The sequence below is a fragment of the Microbulbifer mixtoriginis (SeqCode) genome (assembly GCF_052467235.1).
In genome coordinates, this window is sequence record NZ_CP174305.1 from 69334 (window position 1) to 94756 (window position 25423).

Sequence of the window (25423 nt, forward strand, 5' to 3'; positions counted from 1 at the left end):
TCACATCACCCAAACAATCAATAAAAATTAAACAAGGCAATCAATAGAAGAATAATCACCAGACAGAGCAGAAAATAATAACTGCTAGCGCTCAGGACTCTTTGTCAGTAATTATAATAGCCTTACAGGTTGATACATTTCTCCAAACAATCAGGGAAGTGAAACATCAACTACTGCAATCGAACTCCAATATTGAATCGGGAGTACCCAGCATTCGGTGGCTTTTAGTAAAACGGCGTAGAGAAGCCTCAGTCAGCTACCCTCATTGGCGAAACCGCCTTTGGTATTAGTCAACTTGTGGAAATCCCTATGGACAACCTCTTCCACATTAGTGGTTTAGGTCAGTGTGCGGCTGTATTATGGATACTTAAAGTAAGCCGAGAGAGTCGGCCATTTACCGCACTAGAACCTAATCACCATCAGATAAAGATCCCCCCACTAGGCCTCTGGAAAACCCTACAGACCACCAACATAAACTATTAGGATATCTTTAACTACACGATTGCAGGGGTTGGTAGAGCTGTCAGTCAGTCATGTGCGCCTTCTTGGTCTGATGAGTAGAGCCCCTGCAGCTCCTTCTATCCTTCGATATTGAGCCTAAGATTCACGTAAATGGGCTTGTTGGGGTAGCGACTATTTTCCTTGATTATGTCGTGGATAGCATCAAACTAGGAAATGAATTAGATCACCTCCAGATCACGCTCACGCCAAACTTGAAGTTCAGAGGTACCTTTGTAAAGCTCCGCTCCGTATTGGTAAGGTACTCCTCCAACCCCACTTTCATGACAACTTCAAGGAGTTGTTTGATCAGAGAGGTCAAGATGCCATCTTTGCCATTGAGGTCTTTGCCTTCACCCAAAGCTTTGATGATGGCATCCAATTAGAAAGTAGGTTTGGTCATAGATAAACTCTTTTCAGTTAACCGTAAAGAAATGATAAAGAATTTTCAATACCCCAGAAAATGATAAACTTCTACCAAATCTGGCGAAAAAATATTGGAATACTCAGAGCCCAGCAGCCAAAAAGAATTGACTGCTAAAAATTATCCATCATTGGCTTGCTGCCCTCTGCTCACCCCTTACTTACATATTTTTTATAATCCATCTTCTTAAAGTTTTGCTCATCTGCTTGAGACATATACGGAACAATTCTTTCAATTCTCTCCAGCGCCCTCACTATAAATTTTGGTCTATTTTTCGCAGAGGATGAGTTATAAGCGCCCGGGTATATTTTATCTACAAAACCCACATCGTAATTTATCTTTTCCGCCCTAGACTGAATAATTCCAATATTACCGGAAAATTTTCTACCAATTTTACTGAAGACATATTTATAAGTTGGCATGATCTTCCAACCATTCCTGCTCTCATCTTGAGCCAGTTTTTTTACTGGAGCACACATATCGAAAACAGACAGCTGCTTATCCGACAAAGGTTTATTGAAAATTGCCCAAGCATATAATGACTTTCTAAAGCATTTAATACATTTCATGCAAGGCTTTTTAAAAAAACCGTACTGGCAACTAGTTGGGATATCATCAAGACCATAGTGATTCGCCAGCCTCAACGTTCCAAGCTCTCCCAACCCATTGCAGGGATACTCCAATGGTAAAGATACAGCCTCAAATAATGTACCATGCCGAGTAGTAAGATCTTTATTATAAATAGTTTCATCTCCTGTAAAGGCAAATGAAATATCTCCAGTCAAAATATGAGACAAATTCAATTTGTCGGCGAGTAATATACAGGGAATTGTAAACGCATAACTATCGGGATAAATACACCAGTGCCCATTAGTGCTCAAAAATTCAAAATCACTATAAACTACAATTTTCTTGAATCTTGCTGGCATGGCTTCTAAAGTCTTGACATTTGAAGATGTATTATACCAAGTTTCAAATGGGCCTATATCGGGATGAAAAACTCTAGCTAAAAGTACTAGCGGTACGCCCTCCTCTAAAACTGAAGCAACACCGACACTATCCACGCCTCCAGAAAATGATACTGCTGGTGATTCACTAATTGCTTGTCTAGGCTTAACGTCTGCAGCATTGACATATGCTATATTTGGGTAGGCCCTCTTTATCGCTTGAGCCATTTTATATGATACCGGCCTATCCATAACTAAAGTACTGCCGATATAAGGGCTTATAATCTTAAGTGCTGCTAAAGCGCATAAGTCAGGGTGTGGGAGCTCCAGGTCATCCCGAAAGAAAAAACGAGCAGAATTTCCACCTAACTTTACATTGGATTTACCTGCATTTGTTGATCGAGCGTGACGAGAATCATCTGCACATAGTTGAAATGAAAATTCAACTATGTACTTTCCTTCATCTTTTCTCGAAAAAAAAGTTGATCGCTTAATTTTTTTGACAAAGACCTTCATTAAAAAATATCCTAAACCCAATCATGCCTAACTAATATATTATATGCATTTGATACGTATATATCCATAAAATTTAATACAACTGCTTGAGTTAGATAGCCGTACTCACATTAAGGTTTGATTTACCATCGCCCCAAAAGGATACTCAGCTGGTAGAGATTCCCTTAGGGAGTGGCCTGTCTGTATAAAACACAATCATCCTGCAGGCGTCCTCTACTACCACTAGGTATGGCAGTTGCAATAGGAATATAGGAGAGGTTAGCCAACTACTACTGGACACTGCTTAATATCTTGAAATCAGTTATTCTTGCGGTCTCATGAAATAATAAGACCAGCAAACGTGAATAGATTTAAGTGAGAATTAACCGACGCTCAATTGGAGTTGATTGTACCTTGCCTTCCCCAGCTAAAACGTGAAATAGATGGCCCCGAGCCCATTGATAACCCTGCATGTTTTGAAGATATCTTATGAATTTTGCGCTAAGGAGTCCGATGGAAGGATTTTCCCCCACCTTACCCATCGCAAAGTACTTGCTGGAGAAGGCTTCAGTTTGGGAAGAACCGGGCGCTTGGCTGGAGGCTTGGCAAAAATTTCTCGGACAGCCCGATCAAAGATCCCTGCTTGACTGGGAAGAAGTTTTTCGGATGTCAGCTTTGCTTCAGCAAAAAAAGGAGCAGAAACTGGAAAAACCAAGCAGGCAAGGGTACAAAGTGGACGGTGGTGGTCAATGACAAGGGTATTCCATTGGGATACACCGTTACTTCGGCCTCACCAGCAGGAGTAAATTTATTACATCCACTTCTCAATGTCATCTATAAAAATACAAAATATCGGCGCCTAGTGTACGACCAAGCTGCAGATTCTGCCCCCTTACGCAATAGCTTCGCCCACCGTAAAATTGACCTGAATTGCCCTCACCGTAGGAATAGAAGAAAGCCTTCGAAATAAGATGGTAGATAACTTCGAAGGCATATGTGACGCTGGAAAACTGAGCGAACTTATGTATGGCTCGGAAACTACTACTGCTTGGCCGTTAGGTGAGATCCCTATTTGGCTTCTAGAGCTTTTTTCTATATCGACTGCATGTTTATTACGCTAAAGAAGTTATGAAACGGCTTCTGAACATTGCGCTATTGTAATCCTACATTTTCTTTTGTATTAACCAAGTAAAGTTCGTATCTCGGGGTGATATAAATCTCTACCTCGGCAGGGCAGGCCCAGCCATTCCAAACAACCAGCATCTAAAACTGTCACCACCGCCCCACCCTTTTGATCTTCACAAAAAGCGATATTGGTGGGGCGCTTCCCGCAAGTCGGAATACGCTCAGCCACCCTGCCATCGTGATCTAAAACGCTCACATCACCCTGACCAAATACGGCACAGTAAAGCCGGCCATCATCACCAAAAGCCATTCCATCAGGCCCAATAAATTCTTCTGGTGATCCCAGGTTAACATTGCCAAATAGCTCAGGGTCACCGGGGGCTGAGGAGCTGAGATAGTAGCGGTAGATATTTCCTGTTAGGGTTTCTGCCACATACAGTAAGTCATCGGCATCAAATGCAATGCCATTTGGGAATAACAAACCCGTATCCACTAAGCGTAATACGCGGCCATTACGAGGTTCAATTTCAAATACCCGCCCATCATAACCACACTTTCGGAAGTCAGGGCGGATTGCCTGCCCCTCAACAAAGCTATCCGGATCAATGCCGGAGTCTGTCATATACAGCAAACCATTTTGACCAAATACCAAGTCATTGGGCCAAAGATAGGGGCGCTCTGCAGGCCCCCCATAAGTATTGAGGACTGTCCCATCGGGCCTCATGCATACCAGCTTTTTCCCCCCGCCTCCCGCTATCCAAAAATTGCCATCGCCATCGATCGCCATACCATTGGGGCGCCAGCCGGGATGGCCGACCTGATGATATCCTCCACATATATCAATGCGACTAACACAATTCCGCGCGCTCGACATTTCAGCAACGAATATCTGGCCGTCAGGTAAACAAACCGGGCCTTCCGGTTCCTGCAAGTCACTGTTCAGCACACACCTTTCCATAGGATTTACCGTTGAATTCGTTCCTCTCTACAGAACAATTTAAGTCGCCTTATTTTTTTATTCATTGATTTCTGAACAATCATTACAGAGATAAATCAAATCCTTAACATTTACTCGCCGCTACCTTATGAGGATCATGCAATTTTGGTGGAGTGGCATTACCCCCATGCTGCTCTAGCCACTCACACGCATGGATAATATCGTCAGCAAGGCCTTCAATCGCATTCAGATTAAGGTGTGGGCGCACTACAATACGCAAGCAATTTACCGATTGAGCATTAGGCGGCATGGAATAAGCGGATAACACCCAGCCACGTTCACGTACCTTGTCAGATATATCGTATTCATTGAAATTGGTATATTTAGAATTCAGGGTCATCGACACTACAGGAATACGCTGGGTTTTATTCATAATTTCGAAGTAGCCGCTTTCTACCAGACGATGGCGTAATAGCTGCGCATTCGCCAAAGTGTGCTGCATAATATCTCTATAACCTTCGAAACCGAGACGAATAAAGTTGTAGTATTGGTAGGCAACCGGTGATGCATTCCGGCTGAAGTTCAAAGTTGCCGTGGGCATCTCTCCCCCCAGGTAATTGACATAAAACATCAGATCTTCATCAAAAACAGAACGCTCTCGAAAAATCACCCAGCCCAGCCCCGGTGGCACCAAGCCAAACTTATGCCCCGACGCATTAATAGATTTTACCCGCGGCAGGCGAAAATCCCATTGATAGTTGGGGTATAAGAACGGGTTCACAAATCCCCCAGAGGCACCATCAATATGCATTGGGATATCATGGCCTGTTTTCTGCTGGTAGCGGTTTAACCAGTTATGGATAGCGCGAAAAGCGTCGTCTTCTCCTGTGAAAGTCTGCCCGGCAATCGCCACCACCGCGATGGTATTTTCATCTACCAGATCATCCAGATGTACGCTATTAAAGCGGTAATGCCCAGGTTTTAGGGCTGCTATGCGCGGTTCCACATCGAAATAGCGCATAAATTTTTCCCAGACAATTTGAACATTGGCCCCGGTAACCAGGTTTGGCCTGGAAGTATCCTTGCCTGTCTTCTCTCTCTTTTTGCGCCAGTTCCATTTATGAGCCAATCCCGCCAACATACAGGCCTCAGAGGATCCTATAGTTGCAGCACCATAGGGCTCCACTCCTTTAGGCCCATTCCACAGTTGATGCAGCCAGCGCACCATACGCGCTTCCATAGCAAATAACTGCGGATACATATCGTGGTCGATATAATTTTTCAGGTAATGTTTTTTAGCGACATCGAAAGCTTCTGGCTCGGTAAATGTAGTGACAAAAGAAGAAAGATTCATGGCCGGCTTGGCATCAGACCAGGTCTCACTGGTAACAATCGCTTCCGCCGCATGCGCAGAGATACTCCCCCTGGGGAAATGATCCTCGGGGATATCCTCATTGTATTCATCGAAAAACATATCGAATGGCGACTTTTGCTTCACGACCGACCTCCTTGTCACTCGTTAATGTCTGAAAAAGATTGCTGCTTATGCCCACCCTCTTTACGCCAGGAAGGCTTACGCCAGTAGAAAATAAATAGTGGAATAGTCACCGTAATAACAATTCCGGAAAAGACCAAAGCTACATACAGCCTGGGGTCACTCACTGAAAGCTGCTGAGGAGGAAAAAAGGACACCAACAGCGCAAAAGAAACTGCAGCCATGCCAGTGCCTGCCGTAATCCAAACGCCGGTGATACCACCGGGAATTTTAAAAACCCTGGGAAGGTCTGGCTGGGTGTAACGCAAACGGATAACCGCAGCAAACATCATTAAGTACATAATGATATACAGGCTTATCGCCATAACCGAGATCAAAACAAAGGCGGTCGATACATTATCTACCAGGATATAAATCGATGAGATGAGCAAGACAATCAAGCATTGGGCGTAAAGGATATTTTTCTGTACGCCGCGAGCATTTTCCCGCTGAAACCAGGGGGGCAGCATGCCATCCTGGGCGGTAGCCAATAGCCCTCTGCTGGGACCGGCCAACCAAGCCAGGGCTCCCCCGAGGGCACCGTAAGCAATCAATCCCGTCAGAATCTGAACCGGCCAACCGATACCCAACAACTGGGAAAACCCCTGACCAAACGCTGTGAATAATCCCGTCTCTATTGATATCTGTTGATAGGGAAGCATGGCAGAAATGGCGAGCGCCCCAAGCGTAAAGATCAGAAAAGAAACGACAGCGGCAATGCCAATAACAACCGGATAACCACGGCGGGCGTTGGGCATTTCTGAGACATGGCTGGCCTGGGCCTCAATTCCAGCGAAAGAGAGCAGTATCCCTCCAAGAAAGGCTACAGCACCGAGACCGGTAATATGGGGAAACCAGCGCGGATGTACTTGCCCATCTTCCCTTACGGCTACAGCCGGGTCGGCAGCGGTTTCCCAGCCCAAGGGGTTTCCCATCACCACCCAGCCCACTGCCAAGGCAATAAGAATCAAACAAGGCATTAGTGTACCCACCAGGAATCCATACTTGGTGACTACCACCAGAAACTTGGTTCCGGAAAGGGCGACAGCAGTGGCGATAAGGTAGGCAACGATACAGAAGCCGCCGATATAGTAGGTATTACTGGCGAGATTCTGCTCTCCGAGCGCATAAGCAATAGCGGCTGCGGCAAACCCCAACTCGGTGGGATACCAGACCACACACTCCACCCATTGCAGCCAAATAGCGACAAAACCCATCTTGGGCGTAAAAGCCTCTCCCACCCAGGTATAAACACCGCCGGTGCGGTCGGAGAAAGCACTGCCCAGTTCGGCTGCCACCAGTCCAGCCGGAATCAAAAATAACAGGGCGGAAATGCCGATGTAGAAAAACATCGTCATCTCCTCCTGCGCCATCATGGGCAAATTGCGAAGGCTGGTTACGATCGTTGCTGCGGTGAGAAAGCCTAGAGCGCTGGCAGAGAATATTTTACGGTTGGATATATCTGGCTGCTGCGATTCGTCGATGTTACGCCTCACAGCTACCCCTCCACTCTATCGGATTAGGCACTTAGCGAATGACTATCTGCCAGTGTAGATAAGCTAGACAATGACTTAAGGTGTAGAAAATCCAAAAATACTAGTAGGTGCCAACTCTATTTAAAATCCGCCTATTACCCCGGCACACCGTGCTTGGTGTAAATATCGAAACGCCCTGACTTCCCTTCAAAAGAAAGCATTGGCTTTTTATCTGCAAGATATGGTGCCAGCTTGGGACGTTTGACCACGGTGCGGTAATAACAGGCCCTGAGTGCTGGCTCTAGCAGATCGTCCGCATCCAGGTCCTCTCCAACCAGATGATGAAAAGCCACCATCTCTTTTTTTACCTTGGCACTTTTGCCCCGGGTCGGAAACATGGGGTCCAGATAAACAACCGGCCAAGATTCCTCAGCCTGCTGAGCCAACCAGTCTGCGGCCGGTGCAATATCATCGGCCAGAGATAAAAGCCCAGCAATGGCGGCCAATTCCGGGTCGGCAGTGGCAGCCTCCTGCAATCGCCTCAAGCCATCCTGAAGGAGCAAGCGCACAACCGGATTGCGCTCAAGCATCTTCACTTCGCAGCCCAGAGTCGCCAGGACAAAAGCATCACGGCCCAACCCGGCAGTGGCATCCAATACGCGAGGGTAAAAACCAGGGCGCAAACCCACAGCCTTGGCAACCGGCTGGGCTTTACCCCCACCATATTTGCGCCTATGTGCTAAAGCCCCACCAACGAAATCAACAGAGACTGGCCCCGGTGCTTTGCGCCCTGTCGCACAGAGTTGCAACTGCTCTCCACAAGCTAATACTTGGGGAACCTCATTAATTTCGCTGGGGGAAGCAACACCCAAACAGGGAAGGTTGAGTTGACTGGATAATTCCTGGGCGCTGGGCAGGTCTGCGGAAGTCGTCGCAATAATGGCCAAGACTGGGCTCACCGGCACTCCATATAACAGTTAAACGGTGCGCGATGCTAACCCGGATTTTTTAACCATGCCAGGGCTTCAGGATAATCATTAAGGGGGAAAGGCCGAACCTCCGCACTGATAAAATGGCAAACCAGGTGCGGCATAAATTTCAGAACCGGGTTGTCTGACACCACCGCAATCCTCTGGATATGCTTCTCGTGATTATGTACAAAGCGAAAATGCGAGACCATCGCGACAAAATTTTCCCAGCCTGCAAAATCTTCAGCGTCAATCAGTAAACCCTCTATCCTGCCCTGCTCGCGAATAATCGGATCTATTTTTTCTGCCAGCTGATGAAAATCCTCTGCGGTAAATTTTCCACGCGGCCGAACCTGTAAAACGGTATGTCCCTGTAGCCACTTATGTTCGATCATTTTGCACAGGTTGCGGGCCGCCTCAACAGGTGGCCCGCAATATCTCCTTATTAACTGAGTATCTAATAATCCTTTTACTAGGGCTGGTCTTCGTTGTTGTCCACGCCCTGATCCATCTCACTATCGCCATCCGGTGTAGTGCTATCCATATTGTCTGCACCTTCCACAGCTTTCTGGGCCTCATTGGCAGCATCTTCCGCTACGCTGCCCGCTGGGGTATCTGAACCTGCATTAGGCGTATCTGCAGAGTCCCCTTCTGCGCCAGGCTCACCAGGAGGCCCACGAAGAGCACCCGCGGCGCCAGCATCCCCAGCATCCCCAGCATCCCCTGTCGATCCAGCCCCCATAGTATCCGGGCCTTCCCCACTGCTGGAGCTACTCCCCCCAGGTGGTGTTGGGTCTGTCTGCCCAGAGCCCTGTGGCATCTGTGCATCGGGGTTACCCATACCGTCGGGTGGCGTGGTAGTACTGTTGGGAGCAGTTGAATCACTTCCGCTGCCAGGTGGCTTGGAACTGTCATTCATCTGCTCACTATTGGGAGTGTTCATCGAATCGTAGGCTTCCTTGGCCTTATGTTCGCCGCTACGCGACATAAAGTATCCGATGATCAGCAGCAGGATGATCAGTGGAATCAATAGCTTCTTCATATATCGACCTCTCGACCCCAGGCAGTTACAAGAATTGCGCTCTTGCTTGGCCAGCCCCCAGGGTTCTGGGAACCTACTTCCGCGCGATAATCGCTGGCCTTGCAGCCTCTTGACGCCGAAGCAAAGGAAGTTCAACTTCAATCGGCCAAAGAAGGTGGCGCCAATAATGATAAGAATAACCCGGCATGAGGGTTCTTCAAGGCACGGGGGTTACGCAGAAGAGTCTGGATTGCTGTAACTGGCCCGCGACTTACAACCGAATATTCTAATGAGTGTGGCCTTTTGGAGAAATCAGCCTTGGGAGCTGAATTCATTGAGCTCAGCCAACAGTGCCTCAGCCTCCGATTCAACAACCGCGGAATCACAGCTCTGCAACTGCAACCTGCCGTAGCTATCGAGCCTGGCAAAAATCAGATAGCGCTCGCCCTTTTCAAGCTTCTTGTCGCAATATTCCAATCCCAGGCGAAAGGTAATTTGGTCCGCCACAATACCTTTCCAGACTTGGCCTGGCACCGCGGAATAGACATAGCCTGAAATCGCCGTGACGCCCGGCTCCGACAGCGCGCTGTCTACATCACGGTGAATACCTATGACCTCCACCTGTGCCACTACGGCAGCCGCGCCAAATCGGACCTCCAGATTAGTGCTGGATTCCGCCATTTCCTCCTGCCAGGCAAAAACCTGGATGGCCACTAGCACCAAGGCAAAAACCCATAAGGATTTCCATTTGAACAGGCGATGACGCACGGCTTTGCTCCACTATTTACTTATTAGTAGATGTAGAGATAGCACAGCCAACCAGCCATTCGCCGGTTTTTTTAACCTTCAGCTATGCACCGGAATCATTTGTCGGAGCAAAACTTATATGGGTGCAAAAAACGTCCAGGGTGTCCGCTAGAACCTTGTGCAACTCAGTGCCTAATAGAAATCGAAAGGAGAGGATTTATACAGAGGGAAGGGTTTCAACTGGAATCTTATTAGTTGAAAAAGGAAAGCAACTTCACTGCGTACAAGACTTCCACCTGGGCTTGGGGTTATCGAGACGCAGTGATTGACAGTGCAGCCGTTTATACGCTGCACAAAGTGTTTACAGAGGCAGTAACTCCAACTCAACACGACGGTTGGCCTGACGGCCAGACTCAGAACTATTGCTGGCCAGCGGGTAGCGCTCACCATAACCAACAGCCTGTACGCGGCCGGAAGAAACGCCGTTATGGCTGAAGAAGCTCGCCACAGAGTTAGCCCGCTGTTCACTCAGGGACTGGTTATACACGTCGGAACCAGTACTGTCGGTATGGCCACTCACGCGGATGGCGGTCTTATTAAACTCCTGCAAAACTACCGTTACGGATTCGAGCGTGTCATAAAAATCCGTGCGAATATCTGAGCGATTGGAACCAAAAGTGATGTTGCCCGGCATGATCAGGCGAATGTTATCCCCTTCACGTTGGACTCGCACACCACTGCCTTCCAGACGCTGGCGCAAAGCCATTTCCTGGCGATCCATGTAGTAACCGATACCGCCACCAATCGCGGCACCGCCCAGAGCACCAGTCAGAGCTCCCTTCTTGCGGTCTTTCTTACTCGCTGTTGCCACGCCGACAATAGCACCTGCTACGGCACCTATTCCGGCCCCCTTGGCGGCATTACTGGTTTTGCTTTCACCGGTGTAGGGGTCCAGGGTGGAACAGCCTACCAGTGAGCCCATAGCGAGAATTGCTACCCAATGTTTCATTATTGGTTCTCCTAACGCACTTTTAATAAATGGGTATCGGGACGCACTGAACCCAGTGCTCCATCACAGTGCCGGCATTATCCAACTAAAAGCTGACCGGCGGCTGAATCAACCCAACCAAATTATGTGAAGATTACGGCGAAGCCATTACCAGTTCTATTGACCAGTCCCCATTGCAAGCATCGAGTTTCCAGCTTGCGGCACTTTCGCACTAAGTTGCTGCACAAAAAGTAAACGCTGCAAACTTCTTCCACAGCTTCTGTGGATAACTTTGTGCATTAATAAACGAAGGTCCCCGCCAAGCGGCATTGACACTCGCTTACAGCGATTTGTTTATTTTTTAAACTCTCTAGTTTTCTCTTTAAAAACAACGAGTTATAGGCGACGTAAGAAATTATGTACCAGCTGGGCCGATAAATACTAGAGCGTCAGTTAGCCCACTATTGAGTGTGGAAAAGTTTGTCAATAGCAAAGACGATACAATACAAACTTTTTTAGACGCTTTAATACTTAAGGCAGCGCCGAAGTGACATCGAGTTATTTTCAATAAATTTTGGCGATGCCTGTCGACATAAATTTCATCAAAGCCGGCAAATTTGTATTTCTGCGCCAGCATATTATTAAGGCAATCAAGTGGCGTGCCCGCCTACTTTATTGCCCTGCTTTTAATGTTCCTCAGTAATGAGGGGGTTTTTCGTCGACTGGCTTGCCGCCAGCCTGCATTTCAAAGGTCAGCGCGCTGTACTTCTCTCCAAGCTCACGCATTCTTGCTACTACAGAGCGAATATCCGCATCTTGGCGCGCAATGACATCATTCAATTGAGAAATCGTATCTTCCTGAAAAGCCAAGCGAGTCTCCAGCTCATCGATTCGCTCCATCAGTTTTAAAACGTCTTCTGTCATTTCAATAATCCGTACAGAGTCTCGACCAATCTAACCGCGCGCCGATCCATAAACAGGCTCTGCCCCAGACGTGTAGTGATATAACCCACCCCCAGTCCCTGCTCCGGATCGGCAAAGCCGACGCTGCCCCCAGCACCAGGGTGACCAAAACCTTGCTTTCCACCAAAACGCAGATCGGCCGCCTGAGTACTACGGATAAAGCCACAGCCAAAACTCACCTCGGCCTGCAATACTTTATCCCGCCCACGACTCTGCTCTCGGGAAGCCTCATCGACCCATTTTTGCCTCAGGGTAATTGGATTTCCCCCCGCCAGGTCCCCATAAACTGCAGCAAGATCCCGCGCACTGAAATGGCCATTGGCTGCAGGAATCAGGGCACCGCGCCACTCGGGGCTATTGGTGCCCATCATTAAGCTAACGGGGTTGCTAAACGCCATGGCCACGGGGCCTTTGCGATCCTCTTTAATTGCCCGGCCAATGGCATTCTCACGCAACTCCGGCAATGGCTGTTTCAATGGGCTCACATCGGCAATTCGGCTTGAACTATGCCCCAGCGCACCAAAGCCACCATCGAGATTGAGGGGTTTGGCTAGCATTTCCCGATAAAGTTCCAACAGAGGTTTTTCAGCAACCCGTTCGATCAGGCCGCCCAGGCTCCAGCCGTAGAGAAAAGGCGCATACCCCTGTTCACTACCCGGCTCCCACCAGGGGGCTGTTTCGGCAACCGCATCGCAGGCCGCTTGCCAATCGTAAATAAGGTTGTCTTTAACCCGCTCGCGAAAAGCGACCAAACCACTGCGATGGCTAAGTAATTGTCGCGCGGTGACAGATTCTTTGTGCTGTGCAAATTCCGGCCAATAGTCTGCAACCGGGCGATCCAGATCCAGTTTGCCAGCCTGTACTTGCTGCATAGCCAGCAGTGCCAGTACACCTTTGCTGGATGAAAACACATTGACCAGAGCCTCTTCGGTAAAGGGTTGCTCCCCATCCCGATCGGCGCTGCCCGCCCACAGGGAGCAGATCAACTCGCCATGCTGGCGCACCGCGAAGGCGGCACCGGTATCTCCACACTCGCGAAAATTCTTTGCGAAAGCCTCGAACAGGGCTTCAAAACCGGGGGCGCAAAAGCCGTATATTTCCATGTATCTAGGTCCAAATAATTTGGGTAACTCTATTGCAGGTCCGCAAGGTTAGTTTCTTCCCCTCCCTGGCGCAAATCGTTACTATGCGCGTCCACAGCGAGGGATAGTTATGACTGAGCAAATCGCCATTCAGGATCAGATTCAAGGCAACCACTGTTTTGGCTGCGGGCCGGACAATGACCAAGGCCTGCGTATTAAAAGCTATTGGGTAGAGCCGGATAAGTCCCGCTGTCTATTCACTCCCAGCCCTTACCACAATGCAGGACCCGCCCAGTATTTGAACGGTGGCATTATCGCCACAGTCATCGATTGCCACACTGTGTGTACCGCTATCGCCGATGGCTATCTGCAGGCTGGTCGCACGGTAGGTAGCGGAGACAAGATCTGGTTCGCCACCGGCAAGCTGGACATAAAATACCTGGCTCCCGCCGCTATTGATCAACCAGTACTCTTGGAAGCCACCATTGTCGAGCGTGGCCCCAAGAAAACTATCCTGCACTGTGAACTCAGCAGTGACGGGCGCCTCTGCGCTAAGGCCGACGTGGTCGCGGTACGTGTACCCGACGAATGGTAATCCGCAAAAATTAGGGTTAGCGGGAGCCTCTGTGAGGCACCCGCAATCAAATCAAACCTCTTCCACTTGTAAAGACGGCTCGAGCCGGTAACCACAAAACTTGCAAAACTCAGCATCTGGATCATGGACACTGCGCCCGCAGTTGTTGCAGCGGTGATGCTTGCGTTCGCGATGCATCTCACCGGCCAGCTCTGCAGTCAAAATTCCGGTGGGTACAGCAATAATTGAATAACCAATCAACATGGTCATGGCCGCTATCGCCTGACCCAGTGGCGTATGCGGAGAGATATCCCCGTAGCCAACCGTGGTAATCGTTACAATGGCCCAGTAAACACTGGTGGGGATGCTGGTAAATCCATTTTCCGGCCCCTCTACCACAAACATCAATGAGCCGAAGATGACGCACATCACTAGTACGCTGGAATAAAACACCAGGATCTTTCGCCGGGCCAAACCCAGGGCCCGCAGTAGCAGGTTGGCATCCTGTAAATAACGCACCAGCTTCAATATCCTGAAGATTCTCAACACCCGCAGCAAACGGATTACCAATAGGTAGGTTGCACCGGTATACAGAAGAGCCAGATAGCTAGGCAGAATTGCCAGCAGATCAACAACACCGTAGAAACTGAAAATATACTTGCGTCTGTTTACTGAACAATAGATACGGGCGGCATATTCCAGGGTAAACAGCCCGGTAAACAGCCATTCCAATGTGATCAGGAGCGTGCCGTAGCGGTCAGCTATTGGTCCAATTGAAGCCAGCAGTACCAGTCCCACACTAATTAAAATTGCCCAGATCAAAAACACATCAAAGTTGCGCCCTGCGGGCGTCTCGGTGCCAAAGATCACTTCATTGAGCAGTTTGCGACGTCCAGTCAACGCCATGGATCAACCTCTTCTACCAGCTACCAAGGATTTGCGCTCAAATTTTACCTGCTGGGGGCTGGTGGGTCGCCCCCTATTCCACTCTCATCCAGATATTCAGCCGCGACCTCTTTGACTTCCCCCACGCCTCGGGCACAATCGCGCCCCAGTTACCCTGTGCAACAATTTTTTGGAGAGCGCCCAACCATGGCCAAGGAGAACCGTCTCGTTTATTCCACCGACCGCGGTCGTATCAAAGAAGAGCCCGCAGCAGAGAAGCGTCACCAGGGTGATGGGATTGTGCGCATCCAAAGAGAGACTAAAGGACGCAAGGGCAAAGGGGTTACCTGTGTGCGTGGCGTGGACGGCACCGATGGTGAGCTGAAGTTACTACTGGCGGAATTGAAAAAGCGCTGTGGCTGCGGTGGTGCCCTGAAAGACGGTGTGATCGAAATCCAGGGCGACAAGCGCGCGGAAATCAAAGCGCTATTGGAATCCAAAAACTACAAAGTGAAGCTTGCCGGCGGATAGAGCCTGGCGACAACTCATTGAATACCAACAGGCTCTAAACCGCTTGCAGGAGACGTAAAGGGTTCACTTCCAGCTGCCCTTCTCTATGCAGACAACGTTGCAGTAGCGCCGCCAGCTGGATTTGATAGCGCTCCAGAATTACCGTACTTGCATAGTTACAGCGGGACTCCATAGTACGCACCACGGCCAATGCCTCCTGGTGGCGCTGCGGTAGCTGTTGCAATGGCTCGCGTTTTGCCTTGATACAAAGTGCGCTATCCAAACCCTGGGCTTTTAATAGCTCAGAAGACTCCACTGTGGCAAAGGTCGCATCCAACTCCCGAGCAGAGAGGGCCAGGTATTTCTGTACCAACTCCCGCTCGGCAAGACCTGGGGATAAGCGGCGTGAGAATACAGAGAGGCTGGTACTGTACCCCGCAAGGCGCTCGAGGTGTGTGGCCAGCGCGTCGTAAGCAGCCAACTGGCTAAGCATTCCCCTTGCCTGCTGGCGCTCCCGTGCCGGCATAGCGACTAAAGCCAAGCACAACCGTTGGTAAAACACCGAGTAGATCTTCTGCAGCTGACGCTCGAATTCCTCCAACTCAGACCGCTTTAACGCCGATGCTTCCTGCGCCGCTGCAAGGCTTGCGCTATTCAGAGAGTATTCCTGTGGTTCGATACGCACCTTGGCCCGAATCAGCGCCGCGCCAAGTTGCACCGACACCATAAGCTGACGTGTGTTCTCGCGTTGTTCCCGGAGTTCACGCAGCTCAATGAGCTTGCTTCTTAGCCAATTGATACTGGCCTGTAAATCCATCGCCTGCATTTCCTGAGTCGCAGGCCTGCGTAGTGGCAGCAGGTTGAGCGGCGGCAGACGGTTAAAATAAACATCCAGGATCTGTAACGCCTCCTCCGCTTCGCGACTGGCACAAAGTAATCGGCGATTCTCCACAACCTGACAGTCCGACGCACCAGCCTCCCCGCTGACCTCACTGGCCAACTTGGGAAAATCGGCAAAAAGCTCCATGCAGCCAAGCTCCCGTTGAAGACGCCCACTAATATTGCGCTTTTGAACCACCTCAATACGCTGTAGATCCGCCGCCTCAAAAACATCCCAGGGATCACTGGCCTGAGCCATCGCAAGCTCAATGGTATTACTGGTTTCCTCATCCAGATTGTTCAGTGTCCAGGCTACAGCGGCAGGGATATTTTCAAAGCACTGCCCCACTGCCGAGGCCTCGCGGGCAGTCTCGGCAACCATTAGGTCGGCATGCACCAGGCGATGCCAGTTCCCGGCAAATTCGGCAAAAGCCCCACTGCCAATCAAGTCGGCAGCCCAGAGATCAGCCCGGCATTCCAAATAGCGTGCGCTACCCCGAGTGACAATACGGTGCAGATTTTCTAGCCGCTCAATCAATGGCAACAGAAAGTGGCCACAAGTTGCCAGTAATTGATGCAAGGATTTTAGCGGACCCGGTTCCCCGCTTCGGTACAGCACACTTCGATCATTTTCCAGTGCCCACTGCATCAGCTCCAAGCGCCTAACGCCATCTAACACCAGCCAGGCCAGTAGCCCATTGAGTTTTCCCTGATAAAGGCCAAGGCTGCGTGCCACTAACGCCAGGGTATCGCGGCCACTAAGGGAAGCCACACTGGCCAGGCCCAGGTTTAACCGCAATTGCTGACGCATTACCTCAGAAAACCTGGGCTCGCAATAAATACGAGCGTCTGGGCTGACTATCAGCTCCTGCACCCTGGGCAGTTTCGTTGCACTAGACAATTGCCCAAGTAAGGGCAACAAATCTTGGTTGTCCGCTTGCTTCAGAGGGACTTCACCAGGCCTTGAACGCATTTCTCGAGGGAAGCAAAAATAAGGCAAAGCGACCAGCAACAATAAAAAAATAAAGACTGCCGTCCCCCCTAGACTGATGAGTAAAGTGCCACCAGTTAACTCCCCCTGCCAAACTGCCAAGGGAGTTTGCCAGAGCAATGCACCGGCACCATAGAGACACAGAGCTGCCAAGCCGATAAAAATTGTGGGTACCGTTAAAGCAGGGAGTAATCCGAATAGCACTCGCCAACCCACTGTAGCCAGCTGCGTTTTTCTATTGCTGAAGAACGGCCTCTTTTCATTGGCTTCAGGCTCTGTTGCCTGAGGTTTGACCTTTTCGGAATCCTTAGGGGGGGCAACGCTTCCTTTGGCATTGCTCACCGAAAGGGATTTCTCTACCTCTTGCTCTCGTGCAGTCCCAGCCTTGGATGCACCTGCCGAGGCCGTACTTGTCAGCATCTTTTCTGCTGCATTGGCCTTGCGCCGTTGGGCCACTTTGATTTTTGCAATCAGCTGTTGGTTATCGAACTTTCCCGCAGGGCAAACCTCGGCACGAAGACCGATCTTGTGCAGCTTGGCCCTGTACTCCAGGGCCTGTGACGATGCCAGGCTGTCTTTAATCACCCAGCCTTTTAACAGTAATCTGCGAGCCTGGGCCTCAGGAACCGAAAATAGTTTGGCGATATCCCGAGTCACAGCCCCTGCTTCTTTGGCGTGGAGTGTCCTTCCCGTGGAAACCACCTGGTATAAATCCTGGCCCGCCATTCCCTTCTCCTGTCACCAAGTGACACTTATTGTCACATTCTTATCATCTTGCGCGCAGGGTAAAAGATTCGGAGAAAAACAGGTGCGCACCAGTTCTCAGGAAACTCTTCAAAAGAGAGAAATTGGCAGGAAAGGTGGCAAAGTGCACAGTTTTAACGGCACCTTGCCAGTAACTCGTATTGTTAACGCTTAGGATTTGGGCGCGAAGATTTGATAGGCCCGATCGGCGAGCTCGGGAATGGTCAATCCATTTTCCCTGGCTTTAAACCAGCTGTAGGTATGGCTCAATGCACCAACCATAAGTCGGCGCACCACTGTGGCATCCCCGCCTGGGCAACGGGCGGAATTGATCGCATCCAGCCATATTTGCTCGTACTCATCGCGCAGCAACAACACCTCTTTCTGGCTTTTATCTGACAGACTACGCCACTCCATTACCAAGATGGAAAAGCCCGGCACCGCCCGCTCGTGAATCGCCTCAAGCTCAGACTGAATACAGGCCCGCAGTCTTTCCTGAGGTGACGCGGCCTGCTCCACCGCACTACGCATACGAGCACTGGCGAAAATAGTTACCTCCTTCATCACCTCGCAGAGAATCTGCTCTTTGCTGGAGAAGTGATGAAAAATACTGCCAGACAGAATGCCCACTTCCGCCGCCAGGTCTCGCACAGTAGTACGTGAAAAGCCCTTTTGCTCAAACAGGCGCGCGGCAGCATTGAGCAAACGCCCCCGCGGGGAGGCCGGGTCTGTAAGCTCTCCTGCCTTTACCAGGGTTCCAATAAGTTGCTGTGGCGACATAGCACCTTGCACCTCTACCACCACTTGTGCGCCCTCTTGCACGAAACACTCCCAATTCTTTGTTTTCTTTTTTGCTTTGTTTTGCAGACTAATCGGCAACCTAACAATCACACAATCAAAAAGGCGCCAACCCTTGAATACCAAGCGCTTGCTTGGTAGCGTTAAGCTATTCTGCGTTTTCCCACACGCAGGCGCAAGCGCCAACAAGAACAATAAAAATTGAACAGGCCTGACAGGCCCAAGAAAAGGAAACTTTCATGCGCTATCAAAGCCAGCTGCGTTCAGGCAGCTTTAGCGAGCAAACCTATATCGTCACCGGCGGCGGCAGTGGTATTGGCCGCTGTATCGCCCACGAACTGGCCAGCCTCGGCGCCCATGTTGTATTGATTGGGCGCAAACTGGACAAGCTGGAAAGGGTTGCCGGTGAAATCAATAACGATGGTGGCGAGTGCAGTTTGTTCAGCCTGGATATTCGCGATGAAGAGGGTGTTCAGGAAACGGTTGGGCAAATTGTCCAGGCCCGAGGCCAAATTCATGGGCTGGTGAACAATGCCGGTGGCCAGTTCCCCTCCCCCCTTGAGCAGATCAACACAAAAGGCTTCGATGCTGTTGTACGCAGTAACCTGCTCGGTGGATTCTTAATGTCCCGAGAAGTCTTTGTGCAGTCGATGAAACAGTATGGCGGAAGTATCGTAAATATCACCGCAGATAACGCCGGCGGCATGCCAATGATGGGCCACTCCGGTGCCGCTCGCGCAGGCATGGAAAATATTACCGAAACCGCTGCATTGGAGTGGGCGCCTTTTGGCGTTCGAGTTAACGCCGTGGCGCCAGGCTATATTCTTTCCAGCGGCTTTGATACTTACGACCCCAAATTCCTGCGCGAGCTACTACCGGGCTTCCGCGACAGTATCCCCCTCTACCGATTGGGAGAGGAAGCGGAAGTTAGCGGGGCCGTGTGCTTCCTACTCTCCGATGCGGCCAACTATATTACCGGGCAAACCCTGCGTATCGATGGTGGCTCCAGCCTCAAGCACCACTCTCCTCTTTGGCAGCCACAAGCCGCCAACAACTCCAAGCGCTTTAATGGATTCCACCGCAAACGCCGGCCCCAAGTTGTGGAAGAGTTGGAAGCGGAGGGCAAGCTCTAATGCAGCCGATTGATTCCCAGCTCGACAACCGCTCGGCAGAATTCAATGACAACCAGGCTGCCATGCTGGAACAGATCAACCAGTTTCGTGAAGCTGAGCAACGCCCGGTTCAAGCTGAAAAAAGTAAGGCGGCCCGCTATCGTGAACGGGGCTGGCTGCTGCCACGGGAGCGCCTCAATTTGCTCCTCGACCCCGGCGCCCCTTTTGTTGAACTGTGCTCCCTCGCCGGCTATAAATTGTTTGACGACCAGGACGGTACCGGTGCGGGTGGCGGTGCCATTTGCGGCATCGGTCAAATCAGTGGTCGACGCTGTATGGTTCGGGTTGATAACTATGCCGTAAAAGGCGGCACCATCTCACCAGCCGGGATGGATAAAGCCCTGCGAATGCAGCGGATCGCTCTGGAAAATCATTTGCCGGTAGTCGCCCTGGCGCAAAGTGGTGGCGCCAACCTGATGTACGCCAGCGACACTTTTGCTCCCGGTGGGCGGGGTTTTGCCAACCAGGCGCGAATGTCCGCCGCCGGTATTCCGCAAGTTACTGTGGTACACGGCGGCGCTACTGCCGGCGGCGCCTACCAGCCCGGCCTGTCAGATTATGTCGTTATGGTGCGCGGGCAAACCGGCATGTACCTGGCTGGGCCGCCGTTGCTGAAAGCAGCCACCGGTGAAATTGCCGATGCGGAAAGCCTCGGCGGAGCGGAAATGCACTGTACCGAGTCCGGCAGTGGCGATTACTTAGCAGAGAACGACGCCGATGGTATTCGCATAGCAAGAGAGATTGTTGCCGCACTACCCTCACCCATTAAAAGCTCAGTACAAAAAGATTACCGAGACCCACTGCACCCTATCGACGACCTGCTCGGCCTGATTCCAGCAGACAGCAAAAAGCCCTACGACGTGCGCGAAATACTGGCTCGTATCGCCGACGGCTCCGCCATGCTGGATTTCAAGCCGGAATTCGATCGACAAACCGTGTGCGGCCATATTCGTATCGAAGGCTTCCCTGTGGGAATTATTGGGAATAACGGCCCGATCACCCCCAAGGGCGCCAACAAGGCCGCGCAGTTTATTCAGTTGTGCGAACAGAGTGGCACGCCACTACTGTTTTTGCATAACACCACCGGATTTATGGTGGGTACCGAGGTGGAGCGCAACGGCATCATCAAGCACGGCGCCAAAATGATTCAGGCCGTGGCCAATGCCAGCGTACCAAAACTCAGCATTGTCGTAGGCGGCTCCTATGGGGCCGGCAACTACGCCATGTGCGGTCGCGGATTCGATCCCCGCTTTATTTTTGCCTGGCCCAATTCCCGCACCGCCGTGATGGGCGCAGCCCAGGCCGGTAAGGTAATGCGCATCGTCACCGAGCAAAAAATGCAACGCAGCGGCAATGTGGATGAGGCGGTATTAGACAAATTGGAAAACGATACCAGCGCATTTATGCAGGGCAATTCCGATGCTCTCGCCTGCAGTGCGCGCCTCTGGGATGACGGCATTATCGATCCCCGCGATACGCGCAAACTACTGGGTATGTTGTTAGAAGTTTGCAATGAGGCCGAGCAGAGCAAACTCAACAAAAATACCTTTGGCGTAGCTAGGTTTTAATTCGAAAAAACTGGGCAACAAGGAAGTGCAGTTGCCCATTCACACCATCACCGGGTTCACACTTCAAGGCAGGGAAAATAATAATGATATTTAGCGATCAACACCGGGAACTGCAGCGCACCGTACAAAACTTTGTACAGCAGGAAATCAATCCCAACGTGGCCGAATGGGAAAAGGCCGGCCGCTTTCCCATCCGCGAAATTTTCCAACAACTGGCCGGTCTGGGCCTGCTAGGTATCAGCAAATCCACAGACTTCGGTGGTCTGGGTCTCGACTTCAGTTATGAAACCGTTTTCCTGGAGGAGCTGGGCGGTGCCCACTGTGGCGGCGTGCCTCTGTCGATTTCGGTACAGACTTCCATGTGTACCCCTGCCCTGGCCAACTTCGGCGGCCAGGACCTCAAAGAGCAGTTCCTGATTCCCGCCGTGAACGGAGAGATGATCGGCGCAATCGCTGTATCCGAACCGGGCGCCGGTTCCGATGTTGCTTCGATTAAAACCACTGCCAAAAGCGATGGCGACGACTATGTGATCAACGGCAGCAAGATGTGGATCACCAACGCCCCCTGCGCAGACTTTTTCTGCACCCTGGTGAATACCAGTGAGGGCAAAGCCCACAGCAACAAATCCCTGGTCATTATTCCGGCGAAAACGCCAGGGGTACGCATCGGCGAAAAGCTCGACAAACTGGGCATGCGCTCATCAGAAACCGCCCCTATATTTTTTGACAATGTGCGGGTACCCAAACATTTCCGTATCGGCGATGAAGGTGCCGGTTTCCTGTTGCAAATGCTGCAATTCCAGGAGGAGCGCCTCGCCGGCGCCGCACTCAATTTAAAAGGCCTGGAAAACTGCGTGAGCAGCACCATCGACTATGTGCGCGAACGTCAGGCCTTTAAAGCACCATTGATCGACAATCAAACCATTCACTTTGCCCTCGCGGAAATGCAGACCGAAGTGGAGTGCCTGCGCTCATTAACCTGGCGTGCGGTGGAAGCTTATGTAGCTGGTGAAGATGTCACTACCCTCGCCTCTATGGCCAAGCTCAAGGCTGGCCGCCTGTCCCGCTCTATCCCCGATCAGTGCCTGCAGTTCTGGGGTGGCATGGGCTATATCGAGGAAACCGTTATCAACCGCGCTTACCGGGATAGCCGCCTCACCGCTATCGGCGGCGGCGCGGATGAAGTAATGCTCGGCATTATCTGTAAGCTGATGGGCATACTGCCCGGCAAGCGTAAACCCAACGCATAAGGTCAGGCTATGCAGACAATCATTGATGAAACCATTGGCATCGCCTGCCACCTCACGCTAAACCGGCCACAACAGCGCAACGCCATCAGTTTGCAAATGGTAGATGAGCTGCTGCAAAAGCTCGCAGAAGCGGAAGAAGACCCGCAGGTGCGAGCACTGGTGCTGCGCGGTGCAGAACACAATTTCTGCGCCGGTGGGGATATTGCCGATATGCTCAATGCGCAACAGGGCGCGAGTAATGGTAATAGCGATGCGTTCTTCCACCTCAACCGCCGCTTCGGCGAATTGATGGAGCGATTTAATCGCACCCCCCTGGTGGTCATTGCCGTATTGGAAGGTGCCGTAATGGGCGGTGGTTTTGGGCTCGCTTGCAGTGCCGATATTGCCATTGCCGATCGCAGTTGCCGCTTTGCCCTTCCGGAAACCCGCCTGGGTTTACCGCCTGCACAAATTGCTCCCTTTGTCGTGGCACGGGTCGGCCTCTCCCAGGCCCGACGCCTGGCCCTCAGCGGAGCAAAAGTCAACGCACAGCAGGCCTTGGAAATTGGGTTAATCCATGAGTTACTCGATAATTCCGAAGCCCTCGAAGGCGCGCTGCAGGAACACCTGGGCGCAATCAATGCCTGCGCACCCGGCGCCCTGGCAACGACCAAGCAGATCTTGCTGGATGCAGCGCGGGTAAGCGATGAAACTGCACTCGGCCAACTACTCGACGGCGCCGCACAGCAGTTTTCCCGCGCAATTCAAGGCCATGAAGGGCGCGAAGGCGCCCGTGCATTTCTGGAAAAACGATCACCGGAGTGGCAGCACTGATGTCGACAACAGAGACCCTGTTAATCGCCAACCGCGGCGAGATCGCACTGCGAATTATGCGTACTGCCCGAGCGGAAGGCTATCGCACAGTCGCCGTCTACAGCGATGCGGACTGCTATGCACTTCACGCACAGACTGCCGATATCGCCGTACCCATTGGCGGGCAGACTTCGGCGGAGTCCTATCTGGATATCCAAAAAATTCTCGCCGCAGCTAAAAAATCCGGAGCCACTGCCGTCCACCCCGGCTACGGCTTTCTCGCTGAGAATGCGGAATTTGCCAGCGCTTGCGAAGAGAATGGACTGAGTTTTGTTGGCCCGAGTGCCGAAGTCATAGAACTAATGGGCAACAAACGCAAAGCCAAGGAGTTTGTTGCCGCTGCCGGCGTACCCTGTATTCCCGGCTTTCAGGGTGCCCAGGACGACGATACCCTGATCGCCGAGGCGCGGCGCATTGGCTTCCCGTTAATGATAAAAGCCGCCGCAGGTGGTGGTGGGCGCGGCATGCGCCTGGCTCACGGAGACAGCGAACTGGCCTCCCAGCTGCGCGCTGCCCGCAGTGAATCCATGAGTGCATTCGGCAGCGACGAGTTAATTCTGGAAAAGGCACTGGTCAACGCTCGCCATATCGAAATCCAGGTATTTGCGGATCGTCATGGCAACTGTATTCACCTGGGGGAGCGAGATTGCTCCGTACAACGACGCCATCAAAAAGTGGTCGAAGAGTGCCCTTCCCCAGCGGTCGACACCCAGCTGCGGGAAAGAATGGGGCAAGCCGCAGTCGATGCCGCGCGAGCCTGCGGTTATCTAGGCGCGGGCACCGTAGAGTTTCTACTCTGCCCCAACGGCGAATTCTATTTCCTGGAAATGAACACCCGGTTGCAAGTAGAGCACGCGGTAACAGAAATGGTAACCGGTTTTGACCTGGTAGCCTGGCAACTGGCAGTAGCACGCGGCGAAGCTCTATGCGTTTCCCAGCAGCAAGTCACCCAGCAGGGGCACGCCATTGAAGTCCGCCTGTATGCCGAAGACCCGGAACAACAATTCCTACCCCAGGCCGGAAAAGTGCTCCACTGGAAGGCGCCAAAGGGGCAAGGAATCCGTATCGACCACGCCTTGAAAAGTGGCTGCGAAATTACGCCATTTTACGACCCTATGCTCGGCAAATTAATTGCCTGGGGGCAGGATCGAGAAGAAGCTCGGCGCAAGCTAACCCAATCCCTAAGCCAGCTGGAATTTATCGGCCCTAAAAACAATATCCATTTCCTGCAGAAGATCCTGTCCGAATCACAGTTTATCGCTGGCGATGCCGATACCAGTTTTCTCGACCAAAACAGCACGCTGACATCCGCAGAATCGGTTCCAGCAGTAGTTGCAGCCCAAGCCGCATTACTGAATCACTTGCACCAAGCCAACCCTCAGGATCGGCGCAGCGGCCGCAGTGACTGGCGCAGTGGCGACAACAGCGTGCCGACCAACTACCGACTGGAAATTTCAGGACAAACTCTAAACTGTGAGCTGCTGGTGTTAGTAGATCATTCTTACCAAATCTCAGTAGGCGAACAGCAGTTCCTGATTCAGTGGGTCCATTTTAAGAAATCACAAAAAGAAAGTGGACTTTACAGTGCTGAACTCCTGCTGGATGGCGTTAGCCAAAAGAGATTGTTCCAAGCCAACCAAAGCAATCTGCATCTCCTGTTAGACGGTAGGCAATTCCATTTTGTCGATATCACCCACGCCCCGGCCAAATCGAGCTTTAACGAAGGCAGTGGCCGCATCACGGCTCCTATGGACGGTTGCCTGGTGCAGGTATTGGTTGAGCCCAATCAAAGCGTTCAGCGGGGAGACACCATCGCCTTAATGGAAGCCATGAAAATGGAGCACGCCCTGCGCGCAGACCGCGACGGTACCGTAATTAAACTGGGCGCCTGTGAAGGAGACCAGGTGCGCGGTGGCCAGCTGCTGGTGCAGATCGAAGACACACCAACTGAAACCGCCAAAATCCCCAGCGACGCCACTTCCTAAAGGAGATCAGC

General features: G+C 51.3%; 22 protein-coding genes. 8 read left to right on the forward strand and 14 right to left on the reverse strand.

Annotated features, from left to right (window positions below; genetic code table 11):
* Positions 1-1071: 1071 nt before the first annotated feature.
* Entirely contained in the window at positions 1072-2385 is a 1314-nt protein-coding gene (locus ACJJIO_RS00255; protein WP_444909760.1) for a DUF6395 domain-containing protein, read from the reverse strand.
* 492 nt (positions 2386-2877) lie between these two features.
* Here ACJJIO_RS00255 and ACJJIO_RS00260 point away from each other — a divergent pair, with 492 nt between their 5' ends.
* Positions 2878-3117, forward strand: a complete 240-nt coding sequence (locus ACJJIO_RS00260) for a hypothetical protein (RefSeq protein ID WP_444909761.1) — start codon at positions 2878-2880, stop codon at positions 3115-3117.
* 427 nt (positions 3118-3544) lie between these two features.
* Here the strand turns inward: ACJJIO_RS00260 and ACJJIO_RS00265 are convergent, their stop codons facing one another.
* The 10 genes from ACJJIO_RS00265 to ACJJIO_RS00310 all read right to left on the reverse strand — a co-directional run bounded on the left by ACJJIO_RS00265 (position 3545) and on the right by ACJJIO_RS00310 (position 13225).
* Complete coding sequence (locus ACJJIO_RS00265) at positions 3545-4435, reverse strand: SMP-30/gluconolactonase/LRE family protein (RefSeq protein ID WP_444909762.1); 891 nt, start codon at positions 4433-4435, stop codon at positions 3545-3547.
* A 115-nt stretch (positions 4436-4550) separates the two neighbouring features.
* A complete protein-coding gene (gene gad / locus ACJJIO_RS00270) occupies positions 4551-5924 on the reverse strand; it encodes a glutamate decarboxylase (protein WP_444909763.1) in 1374 nt (457 codons plus the stop codon).
* A 14-nt stretch (positions 5925-5938) separates the two neighbouring features.
* Positions 5939-7456, reverse strand: a complete 1518-nt coding sequence (locus ACJJIO_RS00275) for an amino acid permease (protein ID WP_444909764.1) — start codon at positions 7454-7456, stop codon at positions 5939-5941.
* Positions 7457-7590: 134 nt separating this feature from the next.
* On the reverse strand, positions 7591-8394 hold the full coding sequence (locus ACJJIO_RS00280) for a class I SAM-dependent methyltransferase (protein WP_444909765.1): 804 nt from the start codon (positions 8392-8394) through the stop codon (positions 7591-7593).
* 35 nt (positions 8395-8429) lie between these two features.
* On the reverse strand, positions 8430-8798 hold the full coding sequence (locus ACJJIO_RS00285; RefSeq protein WP_252085700.1) for a SpoIIAA family protein: 369 nt from the start codon (positions 8796-8798) through the stop codon (positions 8430-8432).
* 77 nt (positions 8799-8875) lie between these two features.
* The gene (locus ACJJIO_RS00290; RefSeq protein ID WP_444909766.1) at positions 8876-9445 is read right to left on the reverse strand and encodes a hypothetical protein; all 570 of its coding nucleotides are present in this window, start codon (positions 9443-9445) and stop codon (positions 8876-8878) included.
* A 291-nt stretch (positions 9446-9736) separates the two neighbouring features.
* Positions 9737-10192 carry a hypothetical protein gene (locus ACJJIO_RS00295; protein ID WP_444909767.1) on the reverse strand — a complete coding sequence of 152 codons (456 nt, stop codon included), beginning with the start codon at positions 10190-10192 and terminating at the stop codon, positions 9737-9739.
* Positions 10193-10532: 340 nt separating this feature from the next.
* Entirely contained in the window at positions 10533-11180 is a 648-nt protein-coding gene (locus ACJJIO_RS00300) for a YiaD family glycine zipper/OmpA-like lipoprotein (protein WP_252085697.1), read from the reverse strand.
* A 675-nt stretch (positions 11181-11855) separates the two neighbouring features.
* Positions 11856-12083 carry a SlyX family protein gene (locus tag ACJJIO_RS00305; protein ID WP_252085696.1) on the reverse strand — a complete coding sequence of 76 codons (228 nt, stop codon included), beginning with the start codon at positions 12081-12083 and terminating at the stop codon, positions 11856-11858.
* The gene (locus tag ACJJIO_RS00310) at positions 12080-13225 is read right to left on the reverse strand and encodes a serine hydrolase domain-containing protein (RefSeq protein ID WP_444909768.1); all 1146 of its coding nucleotides are present in this window, start codon (positions 13223-13225) and stop codon (positions 12080-12082) included. Before ACJJIO_RS00310 ends, ACJJIO_RS00305 begins: the two co-directional genes overlap by 4 nt.
* 109 nt (positions 13226-13334) lie before the next feature.
* On the opposite strand from ACJJIO_RS00310, the gene ACJJIO_RS00315 reads away from it, so the two are divergent.
* Positions 13335-13799, forward strand: coding sequence for a PaaI family thioesterase (locus ACJJIO_RS00315; RefSeq protein WP_444909769.1), 465 nt, complete (start codon positions 13335-13337; stop codon positions 13797-13799).
* 51 nt (positions 13800-13850) lie between these two features.
* Here ACJJIO_RS00315 and ACJJIO_RS00320 read toward each other — a convergent pair whose 3' ends face one another.
* The gene (locus tag ACJJIO_RS00320) at positions 13851-14684 is read right to left on the reverse strand and encodes an ion transporter (protein ID WP_252085693.1); all 834 of its coding nucleotides are present in this window, start codon (positions 14682-14684) and stop codon (positions 13851-13853) included.
* Positions 14685-14870: 186 nt separating this feature from the next.
* Here ACJJIO_RS00320 and yciH point away from each other — a divergent pair, with 186 nt between their 5' ends.
* Positions 14871-15194: a stress response translation initiation inhibitor YciH gene (gene yciH / locus ACJJIO_RS00325; RefSeq protein ID WP_252085692.1), complete on the forward strand. Its 324-nt coding sequence runs from the start codon at positions 14871-14873 to the stop codon at positions 15192-15194.
* A 34-nt stretch (positions 15195-15228) separates the two neighbouring features.
* On the opposite strand, the gene ACJJIO_RS00330 is transcribed toward yciH, so the two are convergent.
* Both ACJJIO_RS00330 and ACJJIO_RS00335 read right to left on the reverse strand, forming a co-directional pair.
* The gene (locus tag ACJJIO_RS00330; protein ID WP_444909770.1) at positions 15229-17769 is read right to left on the reverse strand and encodes a hypothetical protein; all 2541 of its coding nucleotides are present in this window, start codon (positions 17767-17769) and stop codon (positions 15229-15231) included.
* A 189-nt stretch (positions 17770-17958) separates the two neighbouring features.
* On the reverse strand, positions 17959-18609 hold the full coding sequence (locus tag ACJJIO_RS00335; RefSeq protein WP_252085690.1) for a TetR/AcrR family transcriptional regulator: 651 nt from the start codon (positions 18607-18609) through the stop codon (positions 17959-17961).
* 215 nt (positions 18610-18824) lie between these two features.
* Here ACJJIO_RS00335 and ACJJIO_RS00340 point away from each other — a divergent pair, with 215 nt between their 5' ends.
* From ACJJIO_RS00340 to ACJJIO_RS00360, 5 genes are all read left to right on the forward strand, one after another.
* Positions 18825-19718: an SDR family oxidoreductase gene (locus tag ACJJIO_RS00340; RefSeq protein ID WP_444909771.1), complete on the forward strand. Its 894-nt coding sequence runs from the start codon at positions 18825-18827 to the stop codon at positions 19716-19718.
* Positions 19718-21325, forward strand: a complete 1608-nt coding sequence (locus ACJJIO_RS00345; RefSeq protein WP_444909772.1) for an acyl-CoA carboxylase subunit beta — start codon at positions 19718-19720, stop codon at positions 21323-21325. Before ACJJIO_RS00340 ends, ACJJIO_RS00345 begins: the two co-directional genes overlap by 1 nt.
* An 83-nt stretch (positions 21326-21408) precedes the next feature.
* Complete coding sequence (locus ACJJIO_RS00350) at positions 21409-22575, forward strand: acyl-CoA dehydrogenase family protein (RefSeq protein WP_444909773.1); 1167 nt, start codon at positions 21409-21411, stop codon at positions 22573-22575.
* Positions 22576-22584: 9 nt separating this feature from the next.
* Positions 22585-23388 (forward strand): enoyl-CoA hydratase/isomerase family protein, encoded by an 804-nt coding sequence (locus ACJJIO_RS00355; protein ID WP_444909774.1) that lies wholly within the window; start codon positions 22585-22587, stop codon positions 23386-23388.
* Positions 23388-25412, forward strand: coding sequence for an acetyl/propionyl/methylcrotonyl-CoA carboxylase subunit alpha (locus tag ACJJIO_RS00360; protein WP_444909775.1), 2025 nt, complete (start codon positions 23388-23390; stop codon positions 25410-25412). Before ACJJIO_RS00355 ends, ACJJIO_RS00360 begins: the two co-directional genes overlap by 1 nt.
* The last annotated feature ends 11 nt before the right edge of the window (positions 25413-25423 follow it).

Excerpts from the sequence above, each read along its gene's own strand:
- ACJJIO_RS00305 (WP_252085696.1), bottom strand. The coding sequence starts at position 12,083 with ATGACAGAAGACGTTTTAAAACTGATGGAGCGAATCGATGAGCTGGAG.
- ACJJIO_RS00345 (WP_444909772.1), top strand. The coding sequence starts at position 19,718 with ATGCAGCCGATTGATTCCCAGCTCGACAACCGCTCGGCAGAATTCAAT.
- ACJJIO_RS00360 (WP_444909775.1), top strand. The coding sequence starts at position 23,388 with ATGTCGACAACAGAGACCCTGTTAATCGCCAACCGCGGCGAGATCGCA.
- ACJJIO_RS00255 (WP_444909760.1), bottom strand. The coding sequence starts at position 2,385 with ATGAAGGTCTTTGTCAAAAAAATTAAGCGATCAACTTTTTTTTCGAGA.
- yciH (WP_252085692.1), top strand. The coding sequence starts at position 14,871 with ATGGCCAAGGAGAACCGTCTCGTTTATTCCACCGACCGCGGTCGTATC.
- ACJJIO_RS00330 (WP_444909770.1), bottom strand. The coding sequence starts at position 17,769 with ATGGCGGGCCAGGATTTATACCAGGTGGTTTCCACGGGAAGGACACTC.
- ACJJIO_RS00355 (WP_444909774.1), top strand. The coding sequence starts at position 22,585 with ATGCAGACAATCATTGATGAAACCATTGGCATCGCCTGCCACCTCACG.
- ACJJIO_RS00300 (WP_252085697.1), bottom strand. The coding sequence starts at position 11,180 with ATGAAACATTGGGTAGCAATTCTCGCTATGGGCTCACTGGTAGGCTGT.
- ACJJIO_RS00260 (WP_444909761.1), top strand. The coding sequence starts at position 2,878 with ATGGAAGGATTTTCCCCCACCTTACCCATCGCAAAGTACTTGCTGGAG.
- ACJJIO_RS00350 (WP_444909773.1), top strand. The coding sequence starts at position 21,409 with ATGATATTTAGCGATCAACACCGGGAACTGCAGCGCACCGTACAAAAC.
- ACJJIO_RS00285 (WP_252085700.1), bottom strand. The coding sequence starts at position 8,798 with ATGATCGAACATAAGTGGCTACAGGGACATACCGTTTTACAGGTTCGG.
- ACJJIO_RS00290 (WP_444909766.1), bottom strand. The coding sequence starts at position 9,445 with ATGAAGAAGCTATTGATTCCACTGATCATCCTGCTGCTGATCATCGGA.
- ACJJIO_RS00315 (WP_444909769.1), top strand. The coding sequence starts at position 13,335 with ATGACTGAGCAAATCGCCATTCAGGATCAGATTCAAGGCAACCACTGT.
- ACJJIO_RS00340 (WP_444909771.1), top strand. The coding sequence starts at position 18,825 with ATGCGCTATCAAAGCCAGCTGCGTTCAGGCAGCTTTAGCGAGCAAACC.
- ACJJIO_RS00310 (WP_444909768.1), bottom strand. The coding sequence starts at position 13,225 with ATGGAAATATACGGCTTTTGCGCCCCCGGTTTTGAAGCCCTGTTCGAG.
- ACJJIO_RS00320 (WP_252085693.1), bottom strand. The coding sequence starts at position 14,684 with ATGGCGTTGACTGGACGTCGCAAACTGCTCAATGAAGTGATCTTTGGC.